At 70.5% G+C, this 20,810-nt stretch carries 14 protein-coding genes and 5 pseudogenes; 7 read left to right on the forward strand and 12 right to left on the reverse strand.

Annotated features, from left to right (window positions below; all coding sequences use genetic code 11):
- Positions 1-110 precede the first annotated feature (110 nt).
- On the reverse strand, positions 111-3,980 hold the full coding sequence (locus RLT59_RS09615) for an endo-alpha-N-acetylgalactosaminidase family protein (protein ID WP_311303006.1): 3,870 nt from the start codon (positions 3,978-3,980) through the stop codon (positions 111-113).
- 410 nt (positions 3,981-4,390) lie between these two features.
- Here RLT59_RS09615 and RLT59_RS09620 point away from each other — a divergent pair, with 410 nt between their 5' ends.
- Complete coding sequence (locus RLT59_RS09620) at positions 4,391-5,614, forward strand: glycoside hydrolase family 64 protein (RefSeq protein WP_311303007.1); 1,224 nt, start codon at positions 4,391-4,393, stop codon at positions 5,612-5,614.
- A 132-nt stretch (positions 5,615-5,746) separates the two neighbouring features.
- On the opposite strand, the gene RLT59_RS09625 is transcribed toward RLT59_RS09620, so the two are convergent.
- The 3 genes from RLT59_RS09625 to RLT59_RS09635 form a co-directional block, all read right to left on the reverse strand.
- Positions 5,747-5,977: a hypothetical protein gene (locus RLT59_RS09625; RefSeq protein ID WP_311303008.1), complete on the reverse strand. Its 231-nt coding sequence runs from the start codon at positions 5,975-5,977 to the stop codon at positions 5,747-5,749.
- A gap of 6 nt (positions 5,978-5,983) precedes the next feature.
- A complete protein-coding gene (locus RLT59_RS09630; protein WP_311303009.1) occupies positions 5,984-6,385 on the reverse strand; it encodes a histidine phosphatase family protein in 402 nt (133 codons plus the stop codon).
- Between the two features lie 294 nt (positions 6,386-6,679).
- On the reverse strand, positions 6,680-7,093 hold the full coding sequence (locus RLT59_RS09635; RefSeq protein WP_311303010.1) for a hypothetical protein: 414 nt from the start codon (positions 7,091-7,093) through the stop codon (positions 6,680-6,682).
- 262 nt (positions 7,094-7,355) lie between these two features.
- Between RLT59_RS09635 and RLT59_RS09640 the strand changes: the two genes are divergently transcribed.
- Positions 7,356-8,006, forward strand: coding sequence for a peptidoglycan-binding protein (locus RLT59_RS09640; protein WP_311303011.1), 651 nt, complete (start codon positions 7,356-7,358; stop codon positions 8,004-8,006).
- 86 nt (positions 8,007-8,092) lie between these two features.
- Here RLT59_RS09640 and RLT59_RS09645 read toward each other — a convergent pair whose 3' ends face one another.
- The 5 genes and pseudogenes from RLT59_RS09645 to RLT59_RS09665 all read right to left on the reverse strand — a co-directional run bounded on the left by RLT59_RS09645 (position 8,093) and on the right by RLT59_RS09665 (position 13,784).
- Positions 8,093-9,028, reverse strand: a complete 936-nt coding sequence (locus tag RLT59_RS09645; protein ID WP_311303012.1) for an ROK family protein — start codon at positions 9,026-9,028, stop codon at positions 8,093-8,095.
- Positions 9,025-10,732, reverse strand: a pseudogene (locus RLT59_RS09650) (dipeptide ABC transporter ATP-binding protein). The gene RLT59_RS09645 and the pseudogene RLT59_RS09650 overlap by 4 nt, the downstream one beginning before the upstream one ends.
- Positions 10,729-11,624 (reverse strand): annotated as a pseudogene (locus RLT59_RS09655) (ABC transporter permease). Before RLT59_RS09655 ends, RLT59_RS09650 begins: the two co-directional pseudogenes overlap by 4 nt.
- Positions 11,610-11,927: pseudogene (locus RLT59_RS09660) on the reverse strand (ABC transporter permease); the annotation flags it as partial. The pseudogenes RLT59_RS09655 and RLT59_RS09660, both read right to left, overlap by 15 nt.
- Positions 11,928-11,977: 50 nt before the next feature.
- Positions 11,978-13,784: pseudogene (locus RLT59_RS09665) on the reverse strand (peptide ABC transporter substrate-binding protein).
- Positions 13,785-14,061: 277 nt separating this feature from the next.
- On the opposite strand from RLT59_RS09665, the gene RLT59_RS09670 reads away from it, so the two are divergent.
- From RLT59_RS09670 to RLT59_RS09680, 3 genes and pseudogenes are all read left to right on the forward strand, one after another.
- Positions 14,062-15,282: an ROK family transcriptional regulator gene (locus RLT59_RS09670; RefSeq protein WP_399126866.1), complete on the forward strand. Its 1,221-nt coding sequence runs from the start codon at positions 14,062-14,064 to the stop codon at positions 15,280-15,282.
- Between the two features lie 23 nt (positions 15,283-15,305).
- Positions 15,306-16,828, forward strand: a pseudogene (locus tag RLT59_RS09675) (M81 family metallopeptidase).
- The gene (locus RLT59_RS09680; protein WP_311303014.1) at positions 16,825-17,580 is read left to right on the forward strand and encodes a copper homeostasis protein CutC; all 756 of its coding nucleotides are present in this window, start codon (positions 16,825-16,827) and stop codon (positions 17,578-17,580) included. The pseudogene RLT59_RS09675 and the gene RLT59_RS09680 overlap by 4 nt, the downstream one beginning before the upstream one ends.
- Before the next feature lie 84 nt (positions 17,581-17,664).
- Here the strand turns inward: RLT59_RS09680 and RLT59_RS09685 are convergent, their stop codons facing one another.
- On the reverse strand, positions 17,665-18,186 hold the full coding sequence (locus RLT59_RS09685; RefSeq protein WP_311303015.1) for a hypothetical protein: 522 nt from the start codon (positions 18,184-18,186) through the stop codon (positions 17,665-17,667).
- A 225-nt stretch (positions 18,187-18,411) separates the two neighbouring features.
- On the opposite strand from RLT59_RS09685, the gene RLT59_RS09690 reads away from it, so the two are divergent.
- Positions 18,412-19,032 carry a YceI family protein gene (locus tag RLT59_RS09690; RefSeq protein WP_311303016.1) on the forward strand — a complete coding sequence of 207 codons (621 nt, stop codon included), beginning with the start codon at positions 18,412-18,414 and terminating at the stop codon, positions 19,030-19,032.
- Positions 19,033-19,091: 59 nt separating this feature from the next.
- Here the strand turns inward: RLT59_RS09690 and RLT59_RS09695 are convergent, their stop codons facing one another.
- On the reverse strand, positions 19,092-19,406 hold the full coding sequence (locus RLT59_RS09695) for a hypothetical protein (protein ID WP_311303017.1): 315 nt from the start codon (positions 19,404-19,406) through the stop codon (positions 19,092-19,094).
- 70 nt (positions 19,407-19,476) lie between these two features.
- Between RLT59_RS09695 and RLT59_RS09700 the strand changes: the two genes are divergently transcribed.
- Positions 19,477-20,376: a LysR family transcriptional regulator gene (locus RLT59_RS09700; protein ID WP_311303018.1), complete on the forward strand. Its 900-nt coding sequence runs from the start codon at positions 19,477-19,479 to the stop codon at positions 20,374-20,376.
- A 45-nt stretch (positions 20,377-20,421) separates the two neighbouring features.
- Here the strand turns inward: RLT59_RS09700 and RLT59_RS09705 are convergent, their stop codons facing one another.
- Positions 20,422-20,781: a hypothetical protein gene (locus RLT59_RS09705; RefSeq protein WP_311303019.1), complete on the reverse strand. Its 360-nt coding sequence runs from the start codon at positions 20,779-20,781 to the stop codon at positions 20,422-20,424.
- Positions 20,782-20,810 lie beyond the last annotated feature (29 nt).

Consider the following 20,810-nt stretch of genomic DNA (forward strand, 5'->3'; position numbering starts at 1 on the left):
GTGTGCAAGTGGTTTATACCAGCTGGATGTTGGTCTAGCACGCGCTTACTACGACGGGGAAGGGGGCGGACCGATGACGACGGCCCGCCCCCTTCCCCTCATGGAGCCGTTCAGCTTCCGCAGTGGAAGCGGGCGCTGCCCCAGTCGGCGTGGTCGTTGCCGTTGCCGTCACCGCCGTCACCGACGACCAGCTCGGCGTACTTGGCGCCGGTGACGTCCGCCGTCAGCGACCAGGCGGAGTCGGCGGCCTTGAGGACCGGCGACTTCACCTTCTCGGTGCCGTCCGCCGTCACGGAGAAGCGCACACTGCCGGCGCTCTTCTGCACGTCGTCCACGCCCACCTCGGCGGTGAACGAGGTGCACTTCCCGCCCAGGTAGTAGCGGACCTTCGCGGGTGCGTGGCTGCCGAGGCCCTTCTCGTACACCGCTCCGCCGATGGTCAGCGGGGTGCCGTCGCCGGTCCCGGTCTCGCCGTTGGAGAGGTCGCGTTCGACCGGTCCCCAGCCGTTCTCGGAGGCCGTCCAGTCCAGGTCACTGGCCCAGCTGTCGGTGGTGGGCGGCGGCGGCAGCGTCCGCACCGAGGTCTGCGCGCCGAGCTTCCGCTGCCCGCCGCCGGTCGTGTACGCCGCCTCCGAACCCAGCTGGTACGTCTGGTACTTGGCGTCGACCGGCGGGGTGACCCGCCAGCTTCCGGTGACCTTCGCACCGGCCGCGACCGAGTCGAAGGTGACGGGGCCCGCGGGCTCGGCCTGCCAGCCCTCGGGGACGGTCAGGTCCACCGAGACCGCGGTGACGTCGGTGGCCTCGTAGTTGGTGAAGCTTGCCGTGACGGTGTTGGCGGTGCCCGGCTCCAGGGTCTCGGCGGCCGGCTTGACGGTGAGCGTGCCGCAGGCGGCCTGCTCGCCCGCGGGCGCCTTGCCGAGGTCGGTCACGGTGAAGCCGTCGAGGGCGAAGTCGGCGCCCTCGGGGGCGTCGTCGCGCTTGCGCAGCCCGGTCCAGGTGTCGCCGCAGCCCGCCGTGACGGTCTCGGTGAAGTGCCCGGTGGTGTGCTGGGCGCCGATGGCGGTGGACCGGGTCTGCACGGAGTCGGGCTTGCCGTCCGCGGTGATCCGGTCGTAGCCGTCGACCCACTCGTAGGCGCCGGCGTGGCTGGACTGGTAGTCGTACTCGACCTTGTAGCGGTGGCCGTCGGCCATCGGTACGGTCCAGGGCGCGGTCCGGTAGACGATGCCCGCGTTCTCCTCGTGGGCCTTGAGGGACTCGCTTCCGCCGAGCACGTCGTCGATCAGCTTGCCGTTCCAGCCGGCCTGGGTGTACGGGGCGTGCAGCTGGGAGATGCTGGTGCGGGGGTCGGTGTCGCCGCCCGCGTCGCCCTTGAGGAAGGGGCCCCAGCCCTGGTCGACGTCCTCGAAGTCCTCGTACACGACGGTGTTCTTCTTGGTGGCGGGGGAGTTGGCGACGACACGTACGTCATCGGCGCGGACGGTCGCCGCGCTGCCCTTGGCGGCTTCGACCCGCAGTGTGGTGCGTCCGTTGGCGGGGGCGGTGAAGTTCACCTTGGCCCGCTGGAAGTAGCTGCCGTGCCAGTCGGAAGCGGCGACCTGGTCCTTGGCGGTGGAGCGGTCCACGGCGACGGACTTCCCGCCGGCCGACAGCGTGGTGTGCCGGGTCTTTCCGGGCTGGACCTCGATCAGCGCGGAGGCGGTGTAGCGCGCGCCGGGCTTCAGTCCGCCGATGGACTGGGAGAGCGCGGCGGTGCCGGTGCCGGAGAGCTTGGCGCTGTTGCGGCCCTGGCTGTCGGTGTCGCGGACGGCGGTGCCGGTCTTCGACCAGTCGGACAGCCTGCCGTCGTTGAAGCCGGGGTCCTCGACCGGGGTGCCCTCGCCCCACTTGGCGTCGGCGGCCTTCGGCGCCTTGTCCGGGTAGAGGACGTACGGCTGCCCGGCCTCGGCCTTCAGCGTGACCTTCCCGTCCACCGGACGGACGGTTCCGGTCTTGACGCGGCCGTTGTCGGTGAGCTTGTAGACGGTGTACGTGCCCTTGGAGGGCACCGCCCAGCTGCTCGTACCGCCGGACTCGCTGTAGTGGTAGAGCTTCTTGCCGCCGTCCCACGGGAGCAGGTAGTCGGTGCCGCTGAGCACCTTGCGGCCGTGGTCGTAGAAGGTCCGCTTGCCGTCCTCGACCGTGCCGCTCACGCCACCGGTGAAGGTGATGTCGTTGCCGTCCCAGCGGGTGATCTTCTGCTGCTGGAGGTACTTGGCGGGCAGGTCGCGCTGCCAGATGTTGTCGTAGAAGGCGTTCCAGTCGGTCTCGCCGGTCCAGCCCTCGAACTCGTCGATGGCGCTCTGGCCGAGGACCGGGTCGTTGTTCCAGACGTCCTTCTCGTCGTTGCGGATGAACCGGATGATCTGCGAGTTGAGGCCCTTGTCGGTGGCGCCGCCGTAGTCCAGGTCATTGGCCCAGTGCGACCAGAGCGAGCCGCGCTCGAACTTGTCGGCCCACTCGCTGGAGACGTTCCAGCCCTGCTTCTGGAGGGACTGGAGGGTCTTGTCCGCGATCCAGCCGTGCGTGTAGTAGACGTCGATGTACAGCATGCTGAGGTTGCTGTCCGTCTCGTCGCGCAGCTGCTGGAAGCGCTTGGCCAGGTCGCCGCTGTTGATGTCGCGGCGCTGGTCGATGTAGTAGCTCTGGTTCAGCCAGTTCCAGCCGGGGCTGGACTTGTCGACGAGCTTCTCGTCGAACGCCTTCGCCTCCGGGTAGGCCTCGGTGGCGTTGACGTGGACGCCGAAGGTGGCGCCCCATTTCTTGCCGTCCTTCAGGAGCTCGTTGAGGTCCTTCAGCCCGCCGGCGCGCTTGTTGTAGTTGCCGCCGTAGTCGGGGTGGGCGGAGTCGTGGCCCTCGGAGGCGTACCCCTTGAGCAGCGCGAACTGGCCGAGGCCGTCGGTGGCCAGGGAGATCCGCTTGACGTCGTCGAGGGTGCGCAGGAAGGGGTGGGTGGCCTGGCTGGCGAAGTTGAACGGGATGTGGGTGACGACCCGGTCCGCGGTGTCCTCGCTGCCGGGCGCGACCACGCCGATGGAGCGGAAGGCGACGGCGCCGTCCTGCCAGTCGACGGCCCTGTCGCCGTTGGCGTCGGGCGTGACGACGACCTTCGCCCAGGGCAGGTTGTCGCCGCTCTCCGGCTCGGGGGCGCCCTCGCCCCGGTAGGTCCACTGGCCGGACCAGACGCCGACCCGGGTGGAGCCGTCGTCGGCCTTGCGGGCCTGGTGCCAGAAGCGGGCGTCGTCGCCGCCGGTCGCGCCGGCCGGCTTGTCGTACGAGGAGTTGGACTCGACGGCGGCCGCCAGCGATCCGGTGTTGACGATCGCGTACGTGCCGCCGACCGGTGCCGCGTCGGCCTTGGTGGCGTCGGTGACCTTCGCGAAGACGTCGGCGGTCCTCGTCGAGTCGGGGTCGAGCTTGGTGAAGGCGGTGGCGGCCCCGGCGTCGGTGCTCGCGACGGAGACCAGGTCGTGGCCGGCGATGTCGATCGTGCCGACCCGGAACGCGGCGGTGTCGCGGACGGCGGTCACCTTGAAGGTGGTGGCGCGTCCGGAGACCGAGAGCGAGGCGTCGATCTCGACGCCGGGCAGATCCGCGAAGGTCAGTGTGTAGCGGGCGGCCGACTTGGTGACCTCGGGCGCGCCCTTGAGCTTCACGTCGTGGGCGGTGCCGTTGAGGGTGACGGCGGTGACCGGCCGGGTGGAGCCGGACAGCTGGTTCCCGGAGGCCCGGTCGGTGTACGTCAGGACGCGCGGGAAGTCGTCCGCGACGGCGACGGCGAGCTGGGCGGAGGCGATCACGGCGCCCGCCGCGACGGCCGATTCGGCCGAGGCGGGCGCGGGGGCGGCGGCTGAGGCGGGAAGGGCGGTCCCCACCAGAGCCAGGACGGCGGCTGAGGCGGCGGCAGCAGCGCCCGCCGTAGTGAATCTTGGCGACATGTGCTCTGCGTAGTCGCCGTGTCCGGACACCGTCAACGACGTACGGCTCCGAGGGCCCCTCCAGTCCAACAACCGCTCTGCGTAAGTCCAAGTAGGCCCACGGGGGATGCGTGGGAGGCGGCTCCGGCCCCGCGTTCAGATGTTGATCACGGTGGCTGGTGACGGATCGAATGTGCCCGCCAAGTAGTGGCTCAGGGCATCGAGTTGTGAAGACCTTCGATTTTTGAGAGCGCTCTCAGTCACAAGTCTTGACGGTCGTCGCAGCCCTCGCGAGAGTGGTGCGCACCGCGGACGCGCTCGTTCCACCTCCCCGCACCACCGCGCCGTCCGCGACCCTCCTGTCCCCCACCGTTCGCCCCCCACATCCCCACATCTCCACATCCCACCCCCCACGCCTCAGGAGTCCCCTCGTGATTTCGCGCAGACTGTTCCTGACGGGCGGCATCGCCGCCTCCGCGACCGCGCTCACCTACCCCGTCTGGGGGAGCGCGCTGAGCCCGAGCGCCTCTGCGGCCGCCGCGACCTGCGAACTGGCCCTGGAGAACAAGTCCCTGTCCGGCAAGGTCAACGCCTACGTCACCGGCCACGAGCAGGGCACCGACCAGTGGGTGCTGCTGCGGGCCGACGGCAGCGTCTACCACCCCGAGTCCCCGGCGGAGCCGCAGACCCCGCTGCCGGTGGACTGCGCCATCCCGCTGAACGCGGCCGGCGCCGCACCCGTCGTCGTGACGCTCCCCCAGATGTACGGGGCACGGGTCTACTTCGTGCACGACGACACCCTGGACTTCTTCCTGAACCCGGGCCCCTCCCTCGTCGAACCGGCCTTCGCCACGCCCACGGACGTGAACTACGGGCGCACCTGGTCGTTCTGCGAGTTCACCTTCAACCCGCAGCAGCTGTACGCGAACATCAGCTACGTCGACCTGGTGACCGCACTGCCGATCGGCCTGACCCTCCAGGGCGACACCACGCACACCGTGGCCCCGCTCCCGGACGGCGCGGTCCAGAAGATCGCGGACGACCTCACCGCCCAGGCCGCCGCCGACGGGCAGCCCTGGGACCAGCTGGTGAAGCGCGGTTCGGACGGCAACGTGCTGCGGGTCATCTCCCCGCAGAACCTGATGGCGTCGTCCGGCGGCGGCGACATGCCGTTCGGGAACCTGTTCACCGCACAGGTAGACGAGGTCTGGGAGAAGTACCGCTCGACGGACCTGCGGATCGACCTCCAGGGCGGACGCGGCGTCCTCGCCGGGCGGGTCAGCGGCGACACCCTGACCTTCGACGGCGGGCACACCTTCTCCAAGCCCAGCTCGCAGGACATCTTCACCTGCAACGGCGGCCCGTTCGCCAACAACCCGGCGGACAACGACGACAAGAAGGCCCTGCTCGCCCGGATCGCGGCCGGCTTCAACCGCTCGATCATGCTCAGCCACCCGGACCAGCCGAACGGCACCACGGTGGCGGACTACTACCAGGGCGATGTGACCAACCACTGGTCGCGGATCGTGCACGCCAACAGCCCGATCGGCTACGCCTTCCCCTACGACGACGTACGCCCCGACGGCGAGCCGGACGTCTCGGGTGCCGCGAACGACGGCAACCCGACGCGCTTCACCGTGAGCGTCGGTTCCTGACCTCCCCCCACGGAGACCGGCAGGGCCCCCGTCCGGGCGGGACGGGGGCCCTGCCCTGTGCGGGCCCGTGCGGACCCGCGCTGAGGGCTCGTATCAGGATCTTGCTGAGCGGAAGGTCGCCGAGGTGCAGATTCAACGTTGCACGGCATCAAGATGGCGAGTATCACCAAGGGTGACGACCTGTCGGTTGTGGAAGAAGTCGTCCTCGCACAGCTTGGTGATGCTGCCGGAGGGGCCCCGGAAACTGGCGTAGTCGACTGACTCGATCGGCATCTTGATCCAGCAGGCCAGGACAAAGGTCAGCGAGCCGCCGTGCGTCACGATGATCTGGTGCTCGCAGGGACGCTGCAGAATCTCGTCCATGGCTGCCTAGATGCGCTGTACCAACTGCGCCTTCGTCTCCGCGCCCTTCACGCCCTCGTCATGGTCCATCCGCTCCCCGACAGCCGGCGGTGGGATGAAGCGCCGGTCCAGCCACTCCTGCGGTTGCCCACCTGCCTCACCGTAGGACTTCTCTCGCAGCCGGCGGTCAAGGGCCGGCTTCACGTCGAACAGTGCGGCCACTGTCTCGGCGGTTTGACGCGTGCGCTGCAGATCCGAGGAGAACAGCTCCACCTCCGCGTCGTCGGGGATCTGAGCCCGAAGCGCCTGGGCGATGGAAGCCGCCGCACGAACGCCGACAGGCGTCAGGCGCGAGTCGTGCCATCCGCCGACGACTCCCTCGACGTGGTGCGTCGCTTCTGGGTGGGTGACAACGTAAAGAGTGCGCACTGAAGCTGCCCTTCCGTTAACGGCGCCCCGGACACGGCACGCCAACGACAGGAAAACGTCGTGGCGTTCGAGCGCCGTTCCCATCGGGCGGCAAGGTGTTTGAACTGATGCGGCAGGGCGAAGGTCTGCTCGACGACTCAGCGGGGCCTGCGCAGCCCCTTGATGTTCGGGGCGCCCCTGGCGTGCAGCGGGTGCCCCTGCTGTCGCAGATCAGGTGATGCCTACTGTCCGTCTTCCGCCGGTCGACCGGTGATGAACCGGTCACAGCACCCCAAGATCCTGTTACGAGCAGCCCTAAGGGCGTGCGTCGAGACGGTGCTGCAGCCCGCCGTCCGGGCCGAAGACGTCCATGAGGTAGCCCCGCCCCAGCGAAAGCCCTTCCTCGCGCTCCAGATATCCCGTGATCGACTCCTTGAGGTCATCGAATATCCCGGCGCCCTCATCCGGATTGCGGGTCCGCACGATCAGCAGGGGGACGCCGTCCGGACCGGAGCTCCGCTGGATCCCGTACACGTCCTTTTCCCCGCCGGACCGGCGGTAGCGTTCGGCCAGCCGGGACGCGGCAGCGGGCGCGACGGTGGAGGTGGCCGTGGGACCGGGCACGGCACGGGAGCGGACCGGGTCCGGGGCGCCGTCCGTGGTGCAGCCGGACAGGAGGGCGGCGCATCCGACGCAGACGAACACCGTCCAGCGGGTGATCTGATTCATCAGCCCATTCTCATCGACTCGCGAACACCCGTCTTGCAAACAGGCGTTCACATCAAGCGCTTACGACAACGGGCAACAAATGGGAATTACTCCATTGGTCGAACCGATGACGGCGCACATGCGCCGGCCTCGGATTCCGCTCCATTTCCCCGTAGCTGCCGGCTCCCTTACCTGGGAGGACGGCAAATTCACTGCGGCTCACCAACTCCCGTGACATACAGGTTCCTTGACGCCATATCGCAGTCCGCGACACCGTACCTTCATGCGACAGAAGAGAATGGCTCAGCTCATGGCCGCCGCGGCAGCCACCGCCGGGATACTCCTCTCCGTTCCGGCGCCCGCCCAGGCGGCACCCACCCCCCACCACGGCCTGCGTTCCTTCCAGGCGGCTCACGGGCTCCGGTCCACCGGCACCGTCGACGCGGCGACCGCCCGGTCGCTCCAGGCGGCTCCGGACAGCGAACTGCGGACGGTCTTCACGGTCGCCGCCGACCTCGGGCCGGCCGAGCTCGCCAACGCCCGTACCGTCATCGGCGTCGGCAAGGGCGCCCAGATCCCCGAGCAGGGGCAGGTCATCGCGCTGATGACGGCCATGCAGGAATCGAAGTTCGTCAACTACCTGACCCCGGTCGACCACGACTCGCTCGGCATCTTCCAGCAGCGGCCCAGCACCGGCTGGGGCACCCCGGAACAGATCACGGACGTCCCCACGTCGTCCAAGTCCTTCTACGGGGTGGCCCCGTTCGGCAGCAATCCGGGCCTGATCCAGATCGCGAACTGGCAGACCAGGCCGCCGGGCGAGGTGTGCCAGGCCGTGCAGGTGTCGGCCTTCCCCGACGCCTACGCCCAGTGGGAGCAGTTCGCCCGTGACCTGCTGGCCCAGGAGGGCCCCACCGTCGACCCGATCTACTGAGGTCTCGGCCGCACACCACTGCCCCCCCCATGCACAGGCGCCCCCGTCCGTCCGGACGGGGGCGCCTGTGTGTGCGGCCGGGGGGCTCAGACCGGGGAGCCCACCGCGAGTTCCCGCCGGGCCCGTGCCGCGGCGCCGACCGGTACGGCGTCGGCGCCCAGGCCGGACCGGACCAGCCGGACGGGGTGACCGCTCACCGGCGGTTCCGCGGCCAGCGACGCGCCGATGACCGGGCCCAGCAGCGGCCAGGCGTGGCTGACCCCGCCGCCCACGACCACCGTCGTGATGTCGACGACGCCCGCGGTCATCACGATGGCCCGCGCGATGCCGGCACCGGCGGCCCGGTACACCGCGAGGGCGTCCCCGTCACCGCGCTCCGCCGCCCCCGCGACCTCGCGGGCGGTCAGCCGACGGCCGGTGCGCTCCGCGTAGCGGGCGCCGATGGAGCGGCCGGCGGCCAGGGTCTCCAGATGTCCCCGTCCGCCGCACGAGCAGAGCAGGTCCCCGAAGCCGGGGATGTGCCCGATCTCGCCGGCCGCGCCGTGCGGGCCGGTGAACAGCCTGCCACCGCTCCACAGCGCGCCGCCCACGCCGGTACCGAGGGTGATGCCGAGGACGTCCGGCTCGTCCCGGACCGCGCCGCCCGACGTCTCCCCGTACAGGAAGGCGTTGACGTCGTTGTCCAGGAAGGCCGGGACCCCCAGTGCGTCCTGGACGGCGTCCGTCACCCCGAAACCGGCCCAGCCGGTGAAGGAGTCGCTGGCCACCAGGATGTGACCGGTGCCGGAGTCCACGACGCCGGCGGCACCGACCCCGCAGCCGGTGAGCCTCCCGTGGGTGCGCTCCAGCAGCGGGGGCAGCACGTCCAGGGCCGCGCCGATCATGGCCGGGCCGCCGTGGGCCGCCGGGGTGGCGGTCTCGGCCCGGTCCAGGACGGTCAGGTCGTCGTCGCACAGGACCACCTGTGTGGTGGTGCCGCCGATGTCCACGCCGGCGAAGAGCCTGCGGTCGTACGGGTTCATGCCCGCTCCTCCGTCCGGCCGGCCGAGAGGGCGGCCAGGCGCTCGGCTGCGGCCGCGCTGGATCACCGGGTCCGGCACCGGTACGGCGGCCAGCAGGCCGCGCGTGTAGTCGGTCTCCGGGTGCAGGAGCGTCGCCCCGGTGGGGCCCTGCTCCTGGATCCGGCCGCCCCGCAGCACCACGACGCGCTGCGCGAAGTGCTGGACGACGGCCAGGTCGTGGGAGACGAAGAGGCAGGCGCTGCCCAGCTCGTCCTGGAGTTCGGAGATCACTTCCAGTACGGCCTGCTGGACGCTCACGTCGAGCGCGCTGGTGGGTTCGTCGGCGACCAGCAGCCGGGGCTCCAGGACCAGCGCACGGGCCAGGCTCACCCGCTGGCGCTGACCGCCGGACAGCTCCCTCGGGGCCCGGTCCGCGACCTCGCGCGGCAGCCGGACGCGGTCGAGGATGGCGGCCACCTTGCTCCGGCGGTCCTTGGCGGAGATGCCCCGGTGGTGGACCCTGAGCGGCTCCGCGACGCATTCCCCGACCGTCATCCGGGCGTCCAGCGAGGCGACCGGGTCCTGGAGGACCACGCCGATGCCGGCCCGCAGGGCGCGGCGGGCCCGGGACCGGACGCGCCCCAGGTCCGTGCCGAACAGGGAGACCGTGCCGGAACTCGGCGCGATCAGACCGAGCGCGACCCGGGAGGCGGTGGACTTGCCGGAACCCGACTCACCCACCGGCCCCAGGGTCTGGCCCGGGTGCACGGCGAAGGAGACACCGTCCAGGGCCCGCAGGGCGTTCTTGCCCCGGCCGAAGTCCACGCAGACATCGCGGAGTTCGGCCACCGGCTCGGCGCCCGGGTCCGCGGTGGAGGCGGCCGGGGCCGACTGGCCCGCCTCGGCCACGGACAGCCGGGGCACAGCGGCCAGCAGGCGGCGGGTGTACTCGTGGGACGGCCGCAGGAGCACGTCCTCGACCGGTCCGGTCTCCACGATCTCGCCCCGGTACATCACGGCGACCCGGTCCGCGAAGTCCGCGACGACGCCCATGTTGTGGGTGACCAGCAGGACGCCGGTACCGGTCTCCGCGGCGAGCCGGCGCAGCAGGTCGAGGATCTCGGCCTGCACCGTGACGTCCAGCGCGGTGGTCGGCTCGTCCGCGATGAGCAGGGCCGGGTTGTTGGCGATGGCCATCGCGATGACGACGCGCTGGCGCTGTCCGCCGGAGAGCTGGAAGGGGTAGGCGGTGGCCCGCTTCTCCGGTTCCGGGATGCCGACCTTGCGCAGCAGCCCGACGGCCTCGGCGGCGGCGTCCTTGGCGGAGATCTCGCGGTGGTTGCGGATGACCTCGGAGATCTGCCTGCCGACCCGGGTCAGCGGGTCGAGCGCGGTGGCCGGCTCCTGGAAGACCATGGAGGCGGTCCGGCCGCGCAGCGAGGCGAGTTCGTTCTCCCGGGCGCCGACCACCTGGGTGCCCGCGATGAGGGCGCTGCCGGTGGCACGGGCGTTGCCGGTGAGCAGGCCCATCGCGGCCAGCGCGATGGTGGACTTGCCGGAGCCCGACTCCCCGACCAGGGCGAGCGTCTCGCCGGGTCCGACGTGCAGGGAGACCCCCCGCACGGCCGGCACCTCACCCGTCTCCGTGGTGAAGACGACGCCGAGGTCGTCGAGTTCGAGAATCGGTCCGGCCGGCGGTGCGGCGGGACCCTTGGTGACGGTCATCCGCGTCCCCTCACGTCGAATGCGTCGCGGAGCCCGTCCCCGATCGCGTTGAACGCCCAGACCACCAGGATGATGGCCAGGCCCGGCGGAATGATGAGCCACCAGTAGCCGGAGTACGCGGCGGTGACACCGGCCGACAGCATGCCGCCCCAGTCGGTGGCCGGGGGCTGGACGCCCAGGCCCAGGTACGAGACGTAGGCGATGAGCAGGATGGCGTCCGCGATCTGGAAGGTGGCCGCGACGATGATGGTCGAGACCGAGTTCGGCAGGATGTGCCGGAGGATGGCCCGGCCGTGCGTCCCGCCGCTCGCGCGGAGCGTCAGCACGTAGTCGCGGTTCTTCAGACTCAGCGTCTCCGCCCTGATCAGGCGCGACGGCACCAGCCAGGAGACGAAGCCCAGGATGACGATCATTCCGGTCAGGTCCGGGGTGGTGATCGCCGAGACCACCAGCAGGATGAAGAGCGCCGGGATGGCGATCCCCGCGTCCACGACCCGCATCATGACCGCGTCGACCCAGCCGCCCGCGTAACCGGCGACGGCGCCCCACAGGGTGCCGATGACGGGGGCCAGCACGCCCGCCGCGAGACCGACGATCAGCGACACCTTGCCGCCGTACATGAGCCGGCCCAGTACGTCGTGGCCGACGGCGTCGGTGCCCAGCCGGTGCGAGCCGCTGGGTGCGAGGTTGACCTGCTGGAGCATCGTGTGGGTCTGGTCGGTGGAGTACACCAGCGGACCGACGAAGCAGAACAGGAAGAAGAAGGCCACCACGCGGGTCCGACCACGGCGAGCCGGTTGCGGCGGAAGCGGCGCAGCGCGAGGCGGGAGCCCGACGCCGCGGGGGCGGTGGCCGTGGCGGGCACCTGGCCCGGCTGGATGACGGCGCTCAAGCCCGGCCTGCCTAGCCGCTCCGTGATGAGCTGGGAGACCGGCTCGCTGAGGGTGTACGAGGTCCCGAAGTCGCCGTGCAGCAGCTGGTTCAGGTAGTAGAAGTACTGCACGGGCAGCGGCTTGTCGAGGCCCTGTTCGTGGTTGAAGGACGTGATCTGCTGCGGAGTGGCCTGCGGGCCGAGGATCCCGCGTGCGGGACCCCCGGGCAGGGCGTGCAGCAGACCGAAGACCACGATCGTCACGATGACGATCACCACGACGGCCTGGAGGACCCGCCTGATCAGGTAAGAAGAAGTACTCATGTGTATTCCGGCCGCTTCGGCTCAGTGATGCGCGTGGTCGCCAACCGGGCTTACTTGTTGGTCCACTTCCACATGGCGGGGTGGAAGTTGGCCAGCGAGTCCTGGGCGAAGCCGCCGAGGCCGCTCTTGACCACGGAGACCTGGTAGTCGGGTTCCGGCAGCCAGACCACCGGAAGGTCCTCGGCCAGGGTGGCGCTGTACTTCTGCATGGCGGCGGGCGAGGAGTCGGTGGTGGTCTCGCCGATCAGCTTGTCCACGGCGGGGTTGGTGTAGCTGCCGAAGTTGGAGGCGCCGCCGGTGGCGAAGAGGGAGTCACCGCTCGGGTAGGCCGGGAAGTACCAGCTGCCCGCGCTGCCGAAGAACGAGAGCTGCCACTTGCAGCCGGAATCGCCTGCCTTGCACTGGCCGGCCTGTGCGAGAACGGAGTTGACCGGGGCGGTCTTGATGGAGAAGCCGATGCCGGACTTGGCGAAGGACGACTGGAGGGCGCTCATCAGGTTGTCGGTCACGGTCGAGCCGGACTGCGACAGCACCTGCATCTGGAACTTCGTGCCCTTGTCGACCCCGGCGCCGCACTGGTCGTCGCCGCTGCCCGGGTGGGTGCAGACCATGGTGGCGCCCTGCTGGGTCCAGCCGTGGTCGGTGAGCAGCTTCTTCGCCTTGGCGGTGGAGAAGGGGTACGGGTTGTTCTTCTGCTTCGAGGAGACGAAGGCGGAGGTCTGGCCCTGCGGAACGGGGCCGTAGGTGGAGACGGCGGTGCCGTTGAAGATCACCTCGGAGAGGGTCGCCTGGTCCACCGACATCTGGATCGCCTGGCGGGCGTGGAGCTGCTTGAAGACCGGGCCCATGGTGGGGTTGTTGAAGTTGTAGGGCATGTACGTGATCGCCCAGCCGGCCCACGGCTTGAGGGTGTAGCCCTTGGCGGTGAAGGACGCTTCCTGGCTGAGGTCGGTGGCGTTGATGTAGCCGTAGTCGACCGTGCCGGCCCGGAGCGCGTTCTCCTCGGCGTCCGCGGTGGTGAACGGGAGCAGGTTCACCGTCTTGGTGTTGGCCTCGCCGCCGCCGTCGTACTTGGCGTTGGCGAGGAGCTGCACCTTGCCGGCCGTCGAGAACGACTTGATGGTGTACGGGCCGCTGACCGTCTTTCAGAGCAGGTCGGTGGCGTAACCGGAGATCTTCTTGGCGGCGGTGTTGAGGTACGCCCAGACCTTCTTGGCGCCCGCGGGGGTGAGGTCGAGGTCCGACACCTTGCCGGCGTCGCTGGTCTTGTCCCAGACGTGCTGCGGCATCGGGCGGATCATGCTCAGCTCGTTGGCGAGCATCCACTGCGTGTTGTACGCCTTGTCGAACGTGATCGTGAAGTGCGTGTCGTCCACGATCTTCAGCGAGGTCCAGTTGTCCGGCGCCTTGCCCCGGCCTGTAGCTGGCCCAGTCGCCCTTGTTGGCCTTGACCAGGTTGAACCAGAACTGCACGTCGCGCGAGGTGATCTTCCCGCCGTCGCTCCAGTGCCGGTCGCCGAGGGTGATCTTGACGCTCTTGCTGTCCTTCGCGAAGTCGGCGCCGGTGGCCAGCGAGTTGTTCTTGTTCCAGCCGACCTTTCCGGTGGAGCCGTCGTACGCGATCAGCGGCTCCCAGAGGGACTGGGATATCGAGGCGTTGTTGGTGTTCAGGTGGGAGGCGGTGCCGACCGGGAGGATCCAGTTCGGCGTGAAGTTCGCCGGCAGCGCGTAGTTGATGCTGTCCTTCGAGCCGGCGCCGGACGAGGTCGTGCCCCCGCCGGAACAGCCGGACAGCAGAACGGCCGCCGTGGTGGCGAGGGCCCAGCGGCGGCTGTTCGCTGTGCGGGTAAGGATCATGACTCTCCTCGGAATGAAAGGGCCCGCAGCCGCTCAGGTGGGTCGACGCCGCGTTCACGACAGCTAACGCCGCCATTGCCGAAGAAACAAACAAGAATTAATAACAAGTAAGTTACTGCACTTTCGACGAAAGCCCTCTTGCCCCATTTAGCCCGACAACTTGGGGCGATATAAGGGATTTTACGGGTGGCGCACTTCCTTCAAGGGGATGGTTCCCTGTACGAAGTGCGGGCGTATCGTCTTCGCCACATACCCCGTTGCGGAAGTAACTTTGCACCTGTCTGGAATAAGTACGTGGGACCGCAAGGCCACGAAAGGGACCCCCTCCCTCGCCGTGCGTGTTCTGGAACTGATCGCATCGGGCGAGGCGACGTCACGTACCGAACTCGCGAGACGCCTCGGGGCCGCCGCCTCCACCGTCTCCCTCGCCGTGGGGCACCTGGTGGACCGCGGTCTGGTCGCGGAGGAGGGCACCCAGTCCTCCACCGGTGGACGCCCCCGCAAGGTGCTGAGGATCGGGAGCCGTGACGAGTTCGCCGTCGCCGCCGACCTCGGCGGCCGGCACGCCAGGATCGGCGTGGTGCTTCCGGGCGGCGGCCTGACCGACGTCTCCACGGTCCCCTTCCTGATCGCCGACGGTCCGGAGGCGGCCCTGCCCAGGCTGGCCGAGGCACTGGAAGCGCTGGCGCAACAGCGCGGCCCCGGCCGCCTGCGCGGGGTCGGGCTCTCGCTGCCCGGACCCGTGGACATCGCCTCGGGCTCCGTCGTACGGCCCTCCCGGATGCCCGGCTGGAACCGCTTCCCGGTCGCCGCCTGGCTGGAGGAGCGCTTCGGGGTCCCGACGGCCGTGGACAACGACGCCAACTGCATGGCGGTCGGCGAACACACCGTCCGGCTCGACGGGCCCGCTCCGACGATCATGGTGAAGATCGGATCCGCGATCGGAGCGGGCGTGATGGCCGAGGGGCGCCTCTACCGCGGCGCGACCGGCGCCGCCGGGGACATCACCCACATCAGGATCGACGCGGGTGCCGGCATCCCCTGTTCCTGCGGCAACACCGGCTGCCTGGAGACCGTGGCGTCCGGTGCCGCTCTGGTCCGCATCCTGCGCGAGCGCGGGGCGGACGTGAACAGCACGGAGGACGTGGCCCGGCTGGCCCTGGACTGCGATCCGCTGGCCACCCGCACGGTCCGCAGGGCCGGCGACTACCTGGGCCAGGTGCTGGCCGCCAACGTCAACTTCTTCGACCCGGACGCCGTCCACCTCGGCGGCATCCTCTCCACCCTGGAACAGTTCGTCGCCGCGGTGCGCAGCCGGCTCTACGAGAGCTGCCACCCGCTCGTCACCGAGCACCTCACCATCGAGCGGACCAGGCTCGGAGCCGACGCCGGACTGGTCGGCGCCGGGCAGTTCGCCCTGCAACGCGCCCTGGCCCAAGCCCTGCACGAGGTGGGCGGAGCCGAACGGTTCGGCACTCTCGCCCCCCGTCACGTCTGACACCCGACCCCCTACGAGGAGCCATGTCGCAATCCCGCACCGCCGCATCCCGCCCGGTCATCGCCATCGCAGGGCTCGGCATCGAGTCCTCCACCTTCTCCCCCGCCCGGACCGGGGCCACCGCCTTCCACCCCTCGCGCGGCGCCGAGGTGCTGGACCGCTACCCCTTCCTGGCCGCCGGTGAGGAACTGCGCGAGGCGGCCGACTGGCACGGCGCCCTGGTCGGCAAGTCGCTGCCGGGCGGCACCGTCACCGCCGCCGCCTGGGCCGAGCTGACCGACGAGCTGATCGAACGGCTCGCCGCGCTGCCCCGCCCGGACGGCCTCTGGTACGACATCCACGGCGCGATGACCGTGGAGGGCATCGACGACGCCGAGGTGGTCCTGCTGGACCGCATCCGCGCCACCGTCGGCCCCGACGTCATCATCTCCACCTCGATGGACCTGCACGGCAACGTCTCCCGCGAGCTCGTCCACGGCAGCGACCTGATCACCTGCTACCGGATGGCCCCGCACGAGGACCACATGGAGACCAAGGAGCGGGCCGTCCGCAACCTGGTGGACCTGCTGGTCTCCGGCGCGCCCCGTCCGGTCAAGGCCTGGGTGCCGGTACCGGTGCTGCTGGCCGGCGAGCAGACCTCCACCCGGATCGAGCCGGCCAGGAGCGTGTACGCGGCGGTGGACGACGTCGAGGCCATGGACGGCGTGACCGACGCCGCGATCTGGGTCGGCTACGCCTGGGCCGACGAACCCCGCAACCGCGCCGCGGTGGTGGTCACCGGCACCGACCGGGCCGCCGTGTCCGCCGGCGCGGAGCGGCTGGCCGAGGGCTTCTGGAAGGCCCGCGACGACTTCGACTTCGTCGCCCCGACCGGCACCTTCGACGCAATCCTGGACGAGGCCCTGGGCTCGGACCAGCGCCCCTACTTCATCAGCGACACCGGGGACAACCCGACCGCCGGCGGTTGCGGTGACATGACCTGGGGGCTGACCCGGCTGCTGGCCCGCCCGGAGTTCCAGAAGGACGACGGCCCGGTCGTCATCTACGCCTCCGTGCCGGGCCCGGCCGCCGTCGCGACGGCCGTCGCCGCCGGGGTCGGCGCCACCGTCACGGTCACCGCCGGGGCGGAGGTGGACGACCGGCACGCGGGCCCGGTCACCCTGACCGGCACGGTGCACTCCGTCCGGCACGGCGACCGCGACGCCCGGACCGAGGTCGTGATCCGGGTGGGCAGCGTGTACGCGATCCTCACGGAGCTCCGCAAGCCGTACCACCACGAGGCCGACTTCACCGGCCTCGGACTCGACCCGCGCGGCGCCGACGTCGTGATCGTGAAGATCGGCTACCTGGAGCCCGAACTCTTCGACATGTCGGTCGGCTGGAAGATGGCGCTCACCCCCGGCGGGGTGGACCAGGACCTGGTGCGCCTGGGCCACCACCGCATCTGCCGCCCGATGTTCCGTTCGACCGGGAGATGGCGGACCCGGACCTGTCGGCCCGCGTCATCCCCGCCTCCGACCAGCCGCTGACCGGGGACGACGAGTGACCGCCCGTCCCGCCCTGGAGATCGCCGTCACCTCCCCGGCCGGCGCCCGCGCCGCCAGGGAGAACGGTGCGGACCGGGTCCAGCTCTGCACCGCGCTGGAGCTGGGCGGGCTGACCCCGTCGGCCGCGCTGGTCGAGGCGGTCGCGGCAGAGGGGCTGCCGGTGCAGGTACTGGTCAGGTGCCGGCCCGGCGACTTCGTCCATGACGCGGAGGAGATCGCGCTGATGGCCGCAGAGGTGCGGTCCGTCATCGCCTCCGGCGCCGCCGGAGTGGTCATCGGCGCGCTCACCGCGGACGGCGCCCTGGACACGGACGCGGTCGCCCGGCTCGCGGAGGCGGCCCGCGCTTCGGGCCGCCCGGTGGAGGTGACCCTGCACCGCGCCGTCGACCAGTCCGCAGACCCGGTGGCCACCGCCGCGCTGCTGCCCTCGCTCGGTCTGACCAGGGTCCTCACCTCGGGCGGCGCTCCCGCCGCGGCCGACGGGCTGGAGACGATCACCGCCATGGTCGCCGCCGCACCCGGCGTGCAGGTGATGGCCGGTGGCGGCGTGCGCCTCTCCGACATCCCGGCGCCGGCCTCGGCCGGTGTCGCCTCCGTCCACCTCTCCGCCAAGACCCGCGCCCCGCGCCGGCTCGGCGGCAGCTGGATACCGCTCGGGGCGGGCGGAGCCTCGGCCGAGCAGGACACCCACTTCGTCACGGACCCCGAGGTCGTCGCCCAGGCGCGACGGGCCCTGGAGGCGGTGGGCTGACCACCGCCGCCCCCGCGCATGACGGCGCCCCCGCCCGGGAGTTGGGCGGGGGCGCCGTCATGCGCGGGGGCGGACCGCAGGGCGTCAGCAGCCGCCGCAGTTGTGGTACGTCACGTCCCAGTGATTGCCCTCGTCCGCGTAGACGTTGCCGGAGCCGGACTGGTACTGGGGCGCGCCGTCACCGCGCAGACCGATGTAACTGAACACGCCGTGGATGTAGTTGGTGAGACAGGTGGTCTTGCCGAAGTCGAGCTTGTAGCCGTTCCAGTGCGAGTACGTGCCACTGGCGTGCCCGGTCTCGGTGCCGCCGGTGATGTTGAGCGCGCAGCCCGTGGCGCTCTTGAGCGTCTGGGCGCCCTGGGCGCTCGGGAGGTTGAGCTGGTCGAACGAGGTGCAGGTGGAGACGTTCCGGTTGGAGCAGCCGCCGGAGGACGACCAGGTGACACCGGACGAGCTGAATCTGGCGGTCGCCTGGCTGTGGGTGAGCTTGCTGACGGCGAAGGCGTCCGTCGCACCGGAGACGACGCCGATTCCGGGGGCGAAGAGGACTCCGAGGACGAGGGCGAGAACGGTCAGGACGGGGCGCAGCGTCATACGGGACACCATGGAGACTCCTCCTGTGCATGACAATGTCGGGGCAGGGAGATAGTGCCCGAGTTCTACGCGCGTCCGCCAGAGGGCGTGGGGTGACGGTCGCGTGAATGCGTGGCGCCGTGCGAACAGGCCTGGATCCTTGATGTTGAACTTTGAACTAGATGGGGTTACAGTCGATCTCGTTGAAGGTTAAACAAACACGTCGAGCCCCGCTCGATCACGTCCCGAGGAGGAGCCATGGCTCTGTTCAACCGCAAGTCCAACGACACCGCGACCGCCACGACCGCGACCGCCGTCGACCCGGCCCTGGCCGCCCTCACCGGCGACTACACGATCGACCCGGCCCACAGCAGCATCGGCTTCACCGTGCGCCACGCGATGGTCACCAATGTGCGCGGCTCCTTCGGTGAGCACGAAGGCACCCTGAGGCTGGACGGCAGCAACCCGGCCGGCTCCGCCGCCTCGATCGACGTCAGGATCGCCAGCGTGGACACCGGCATCGCGGACCGCGACGGCCACCTGGTCAGCGGCGACTTCTTCGACGCCGAGAAGTTCCCCCTCATGACGTTCCGCTCCACCTCCGCCGAGCAGCTCGGCGGCGACAAGTACCGCGTCACCGGCGACCTCACCATCAAGGACGTCACCCGCCCGCTCGCCATCGACCTGGAGTTCAACGGCTCCGCGACCGACGTCTACGGAAACGAGCGCGTCGGCTTCGAGGGCGGCACCGAGATCCTGCGCTCCGACTGGGGCCTGACCTGGAACGCGGCGCTGGAGACCGGCGGCGTGATGGTCAGCGACAAGGTGAAGCTGAACTTCGACATCTCCGCGATCAAGGCCGCCGCACCGCAGGCCTGACCCCGGCAGTGCGCCCGCCGTCCGCTCCCCGCGCGGAGCGGACGGCGGGCGTGGTCGGGTCAGAGCGGCTGGTGGTTGGCCCAGACGACCCGGTACGGGTACCGGGCCTGCCAGCGCCGGATGAGTTCCTCAACCCCGGGGGCGGCGAACGAGGCGTTGAGCGCGTCGAGGTCCGCGAAGCCGAACCGCACGATCGCGGTGGCGGCGAACACCGGGCTGTGCTCGTCGGCGGGCACACGGATGTGGTGCTCCGCCGAGAACGACGTGGTCTGCCCGGAGTCGCGCATGAGCTTTTCCATGTCCTTCAGGAACTGATCCAGCTCCGCGTCCGGGACGGGTTCGTTGAACGAGACGATCATCGTGTGGTCAATCATGAGTCAATCCAACCCCGGTACCCGGTGCGGAGTCCAAGACCGATCCGGCCTCGAACGATAACCTGTGGGCATGGCTGACCTGGAGACGCGTGAGATCGAGTACTTCGTCGCGGTGGCCGAGGAGCTGCATTTCGGCCGGGCCGCCGAGCGCCTGTCCATCGCCCAGCCGGCGCTGTCGAAGGCGGTCCAGCGCCTGGAATCGCGGCTCGGTGTCCAGCTGCTCACCCGCTCCAGTCGCCGGGTCTCGCTGACGCCGGCCGGCCAGGCGCTGCTGCATCACGGCCGCCACGCGCTCAACGCGGTGAGCGCGGCGGCCGAGGGGGCCCGCCGGGCGGGTGCGCCCGAGGCCCATCTGCGGCTGGTGATCAAGCCGGGCGGCGACGCGAACCTGCTCTCGGGGATCCTCGCCGCGTACGCCCGGGGACCGGGCGCCGGCAGGGTGGACGTCCTGTTCGGCGGCGCCACCGACCGGGCCGACCACGTGCGCGACGGCCGGGCCGATCTGGCGCTGCTGTACACGCCGTTCGACGACCTGACGGGGCTGGACCACAGGACCCTGTTCGTCGAGGGGCGCGTCGCGATCCTGCCGCGCGGGCACCGGCTGGCCGGTCGCGAGGAGCTGCGGATGGCCGACCTGGCGGGCGAGACGCTGCCGCGCTGGAAGGGGGTGCCCGAGAGCGGCGACGGCGTCATCGGCGGCAGCGGCCCGGAGATCGCGGACGTGGCACAGATGACTCAGCTGATCATGCTCGGCCGGACGATCGCGGTCCTGCCGCGCTCGTCCGTCGAACCCGCCCACCCGGGGCTGGTGTACAAGCCGGTGGCCGATGCGCCGCCCAGCCGGATGGTCGTGGCGTGGTCACGGCTCGACGAGCGGCCGCTCGTCGCCTCGTTCGTCGACGCCGCGGTCTCCGCGAGCAGTTCGCGACCGGACCCGGCCACGCACCAGGATTCAGGTGCTGTCGGCTGAAGGGGCGGGTCCGGGCCGCGAACCGGTCCTGCTACGGCAGCCGGTTCAGCACTCGCGGAGGCCGGGGGCCGGGTCCACGCCGGTCTTGACGGAGACGGCGGGGACGTTGCCCCACTGGCCGTTGTCGAGCTGGGTCCAGTACCAGATGTCGTTCTGGCCCTGGTGCGGGTCGCCGTGGCCCCAGCAGGCGAACCAGTTGAACCCGGTGGTGAGCGTGCCACGGGTCGCCGAACGGTAGGAGCGGTCCGCGTATCCCTTCGCACCCACGGCGTTGCCGCAGTACAGCCGGCCGTCGGAGCGGACCCCGCACTCGGCGGCGTGGGCGGTGGTGGCGGGCACCGAGAGTGCGAGCAGGGCGGTCGCGGCGAGGGTGCCGAGTGCGCTGGTCAGGCGTCGAGTGTTCATGATCGCCTCAACGGCCGGGCCGGAGCGGT

The organism is Streptomyces sp. ITFR-6 (assembly GCF_031844725.1).
Lineage (GTDB): Bacteria > Actinomycetota > Actinomycetes > Streptomycetales > Streptomycetaceae > Streptomyces.

Bases quoted from the DNA above. Each gene is read 5' to 3' on its own strand.
- RLT59_RS09615 (WP_311303006.1), bottom strand. From the start codon at position 3,980: ATGTCGCCAAGATTCACTACGGCGGGCGCTGCTGCCGCCGCCTCAGCC.
- RLT59_RS09625 (WP_311303008.1), bottom strand. From the start codon at position 5,977: ATGGACGAGATTCTGCAGCGTCCCTGCGAGCACCAGATCATCGTGACG.
- RLT59_RS09635 (WP_311303010.1), bottom strand. From the start codon at position 7,093: ATGAATCAGATCACCCGCTGGACGGTGTTCGTCTGCGTCGGATGCGCC.
- RLT59_RS09640 (WP_311303011.1), top strand. From the start codon at position 7,356: ATGCGACAGAAGAGAATGGCTCAGCTCATGGCCGCCGCGGCAGCCACC.
- RLT59_RS09645 (WP_311303012.1), bottom strand. From the start codon at position 9,028: ATGAACCCGTACGACCGCAGGCTCTTCGCCGGCGTGGACATCGGCGGC.
- RLT59_RS09685 (WP_311303015.1), bottom strand. From the start codon at position 18,186: ATGGTGTCCCGTATGACGCTGCGCCCCGTCCTGACCGTTCTCGCCCTC.
- RLT59_RS09690 (WP_311303016.1), top strand. From the start codon at position 18,412: ATGGCTCTGTTCAACCGCAAGTCCAACGACACCGCGACCGCCACGACC.
- RLT59_RS09695 (WP_311303017.1), bottom strand. From the start codon at position 19,406: ATGATTGACCACACGATGATCGTCTCGTTCAACGAACCCGTCCCGGAC.
- RLT59_RS09700 (WP_311303018.1), top strand. From the start codon at position 19,477: ATGGCTGACCTGGAGACGCGTGAGATCGAGTACTTCGTCGCGGTGGCC.
- RLT59_RS09705 (WP_311303019.1), bottom strand. From the start codon at position 20,781: ATGAACACTCGACGCCTGACCAGCGCACTCGGCACCCTCGCCGCGACC.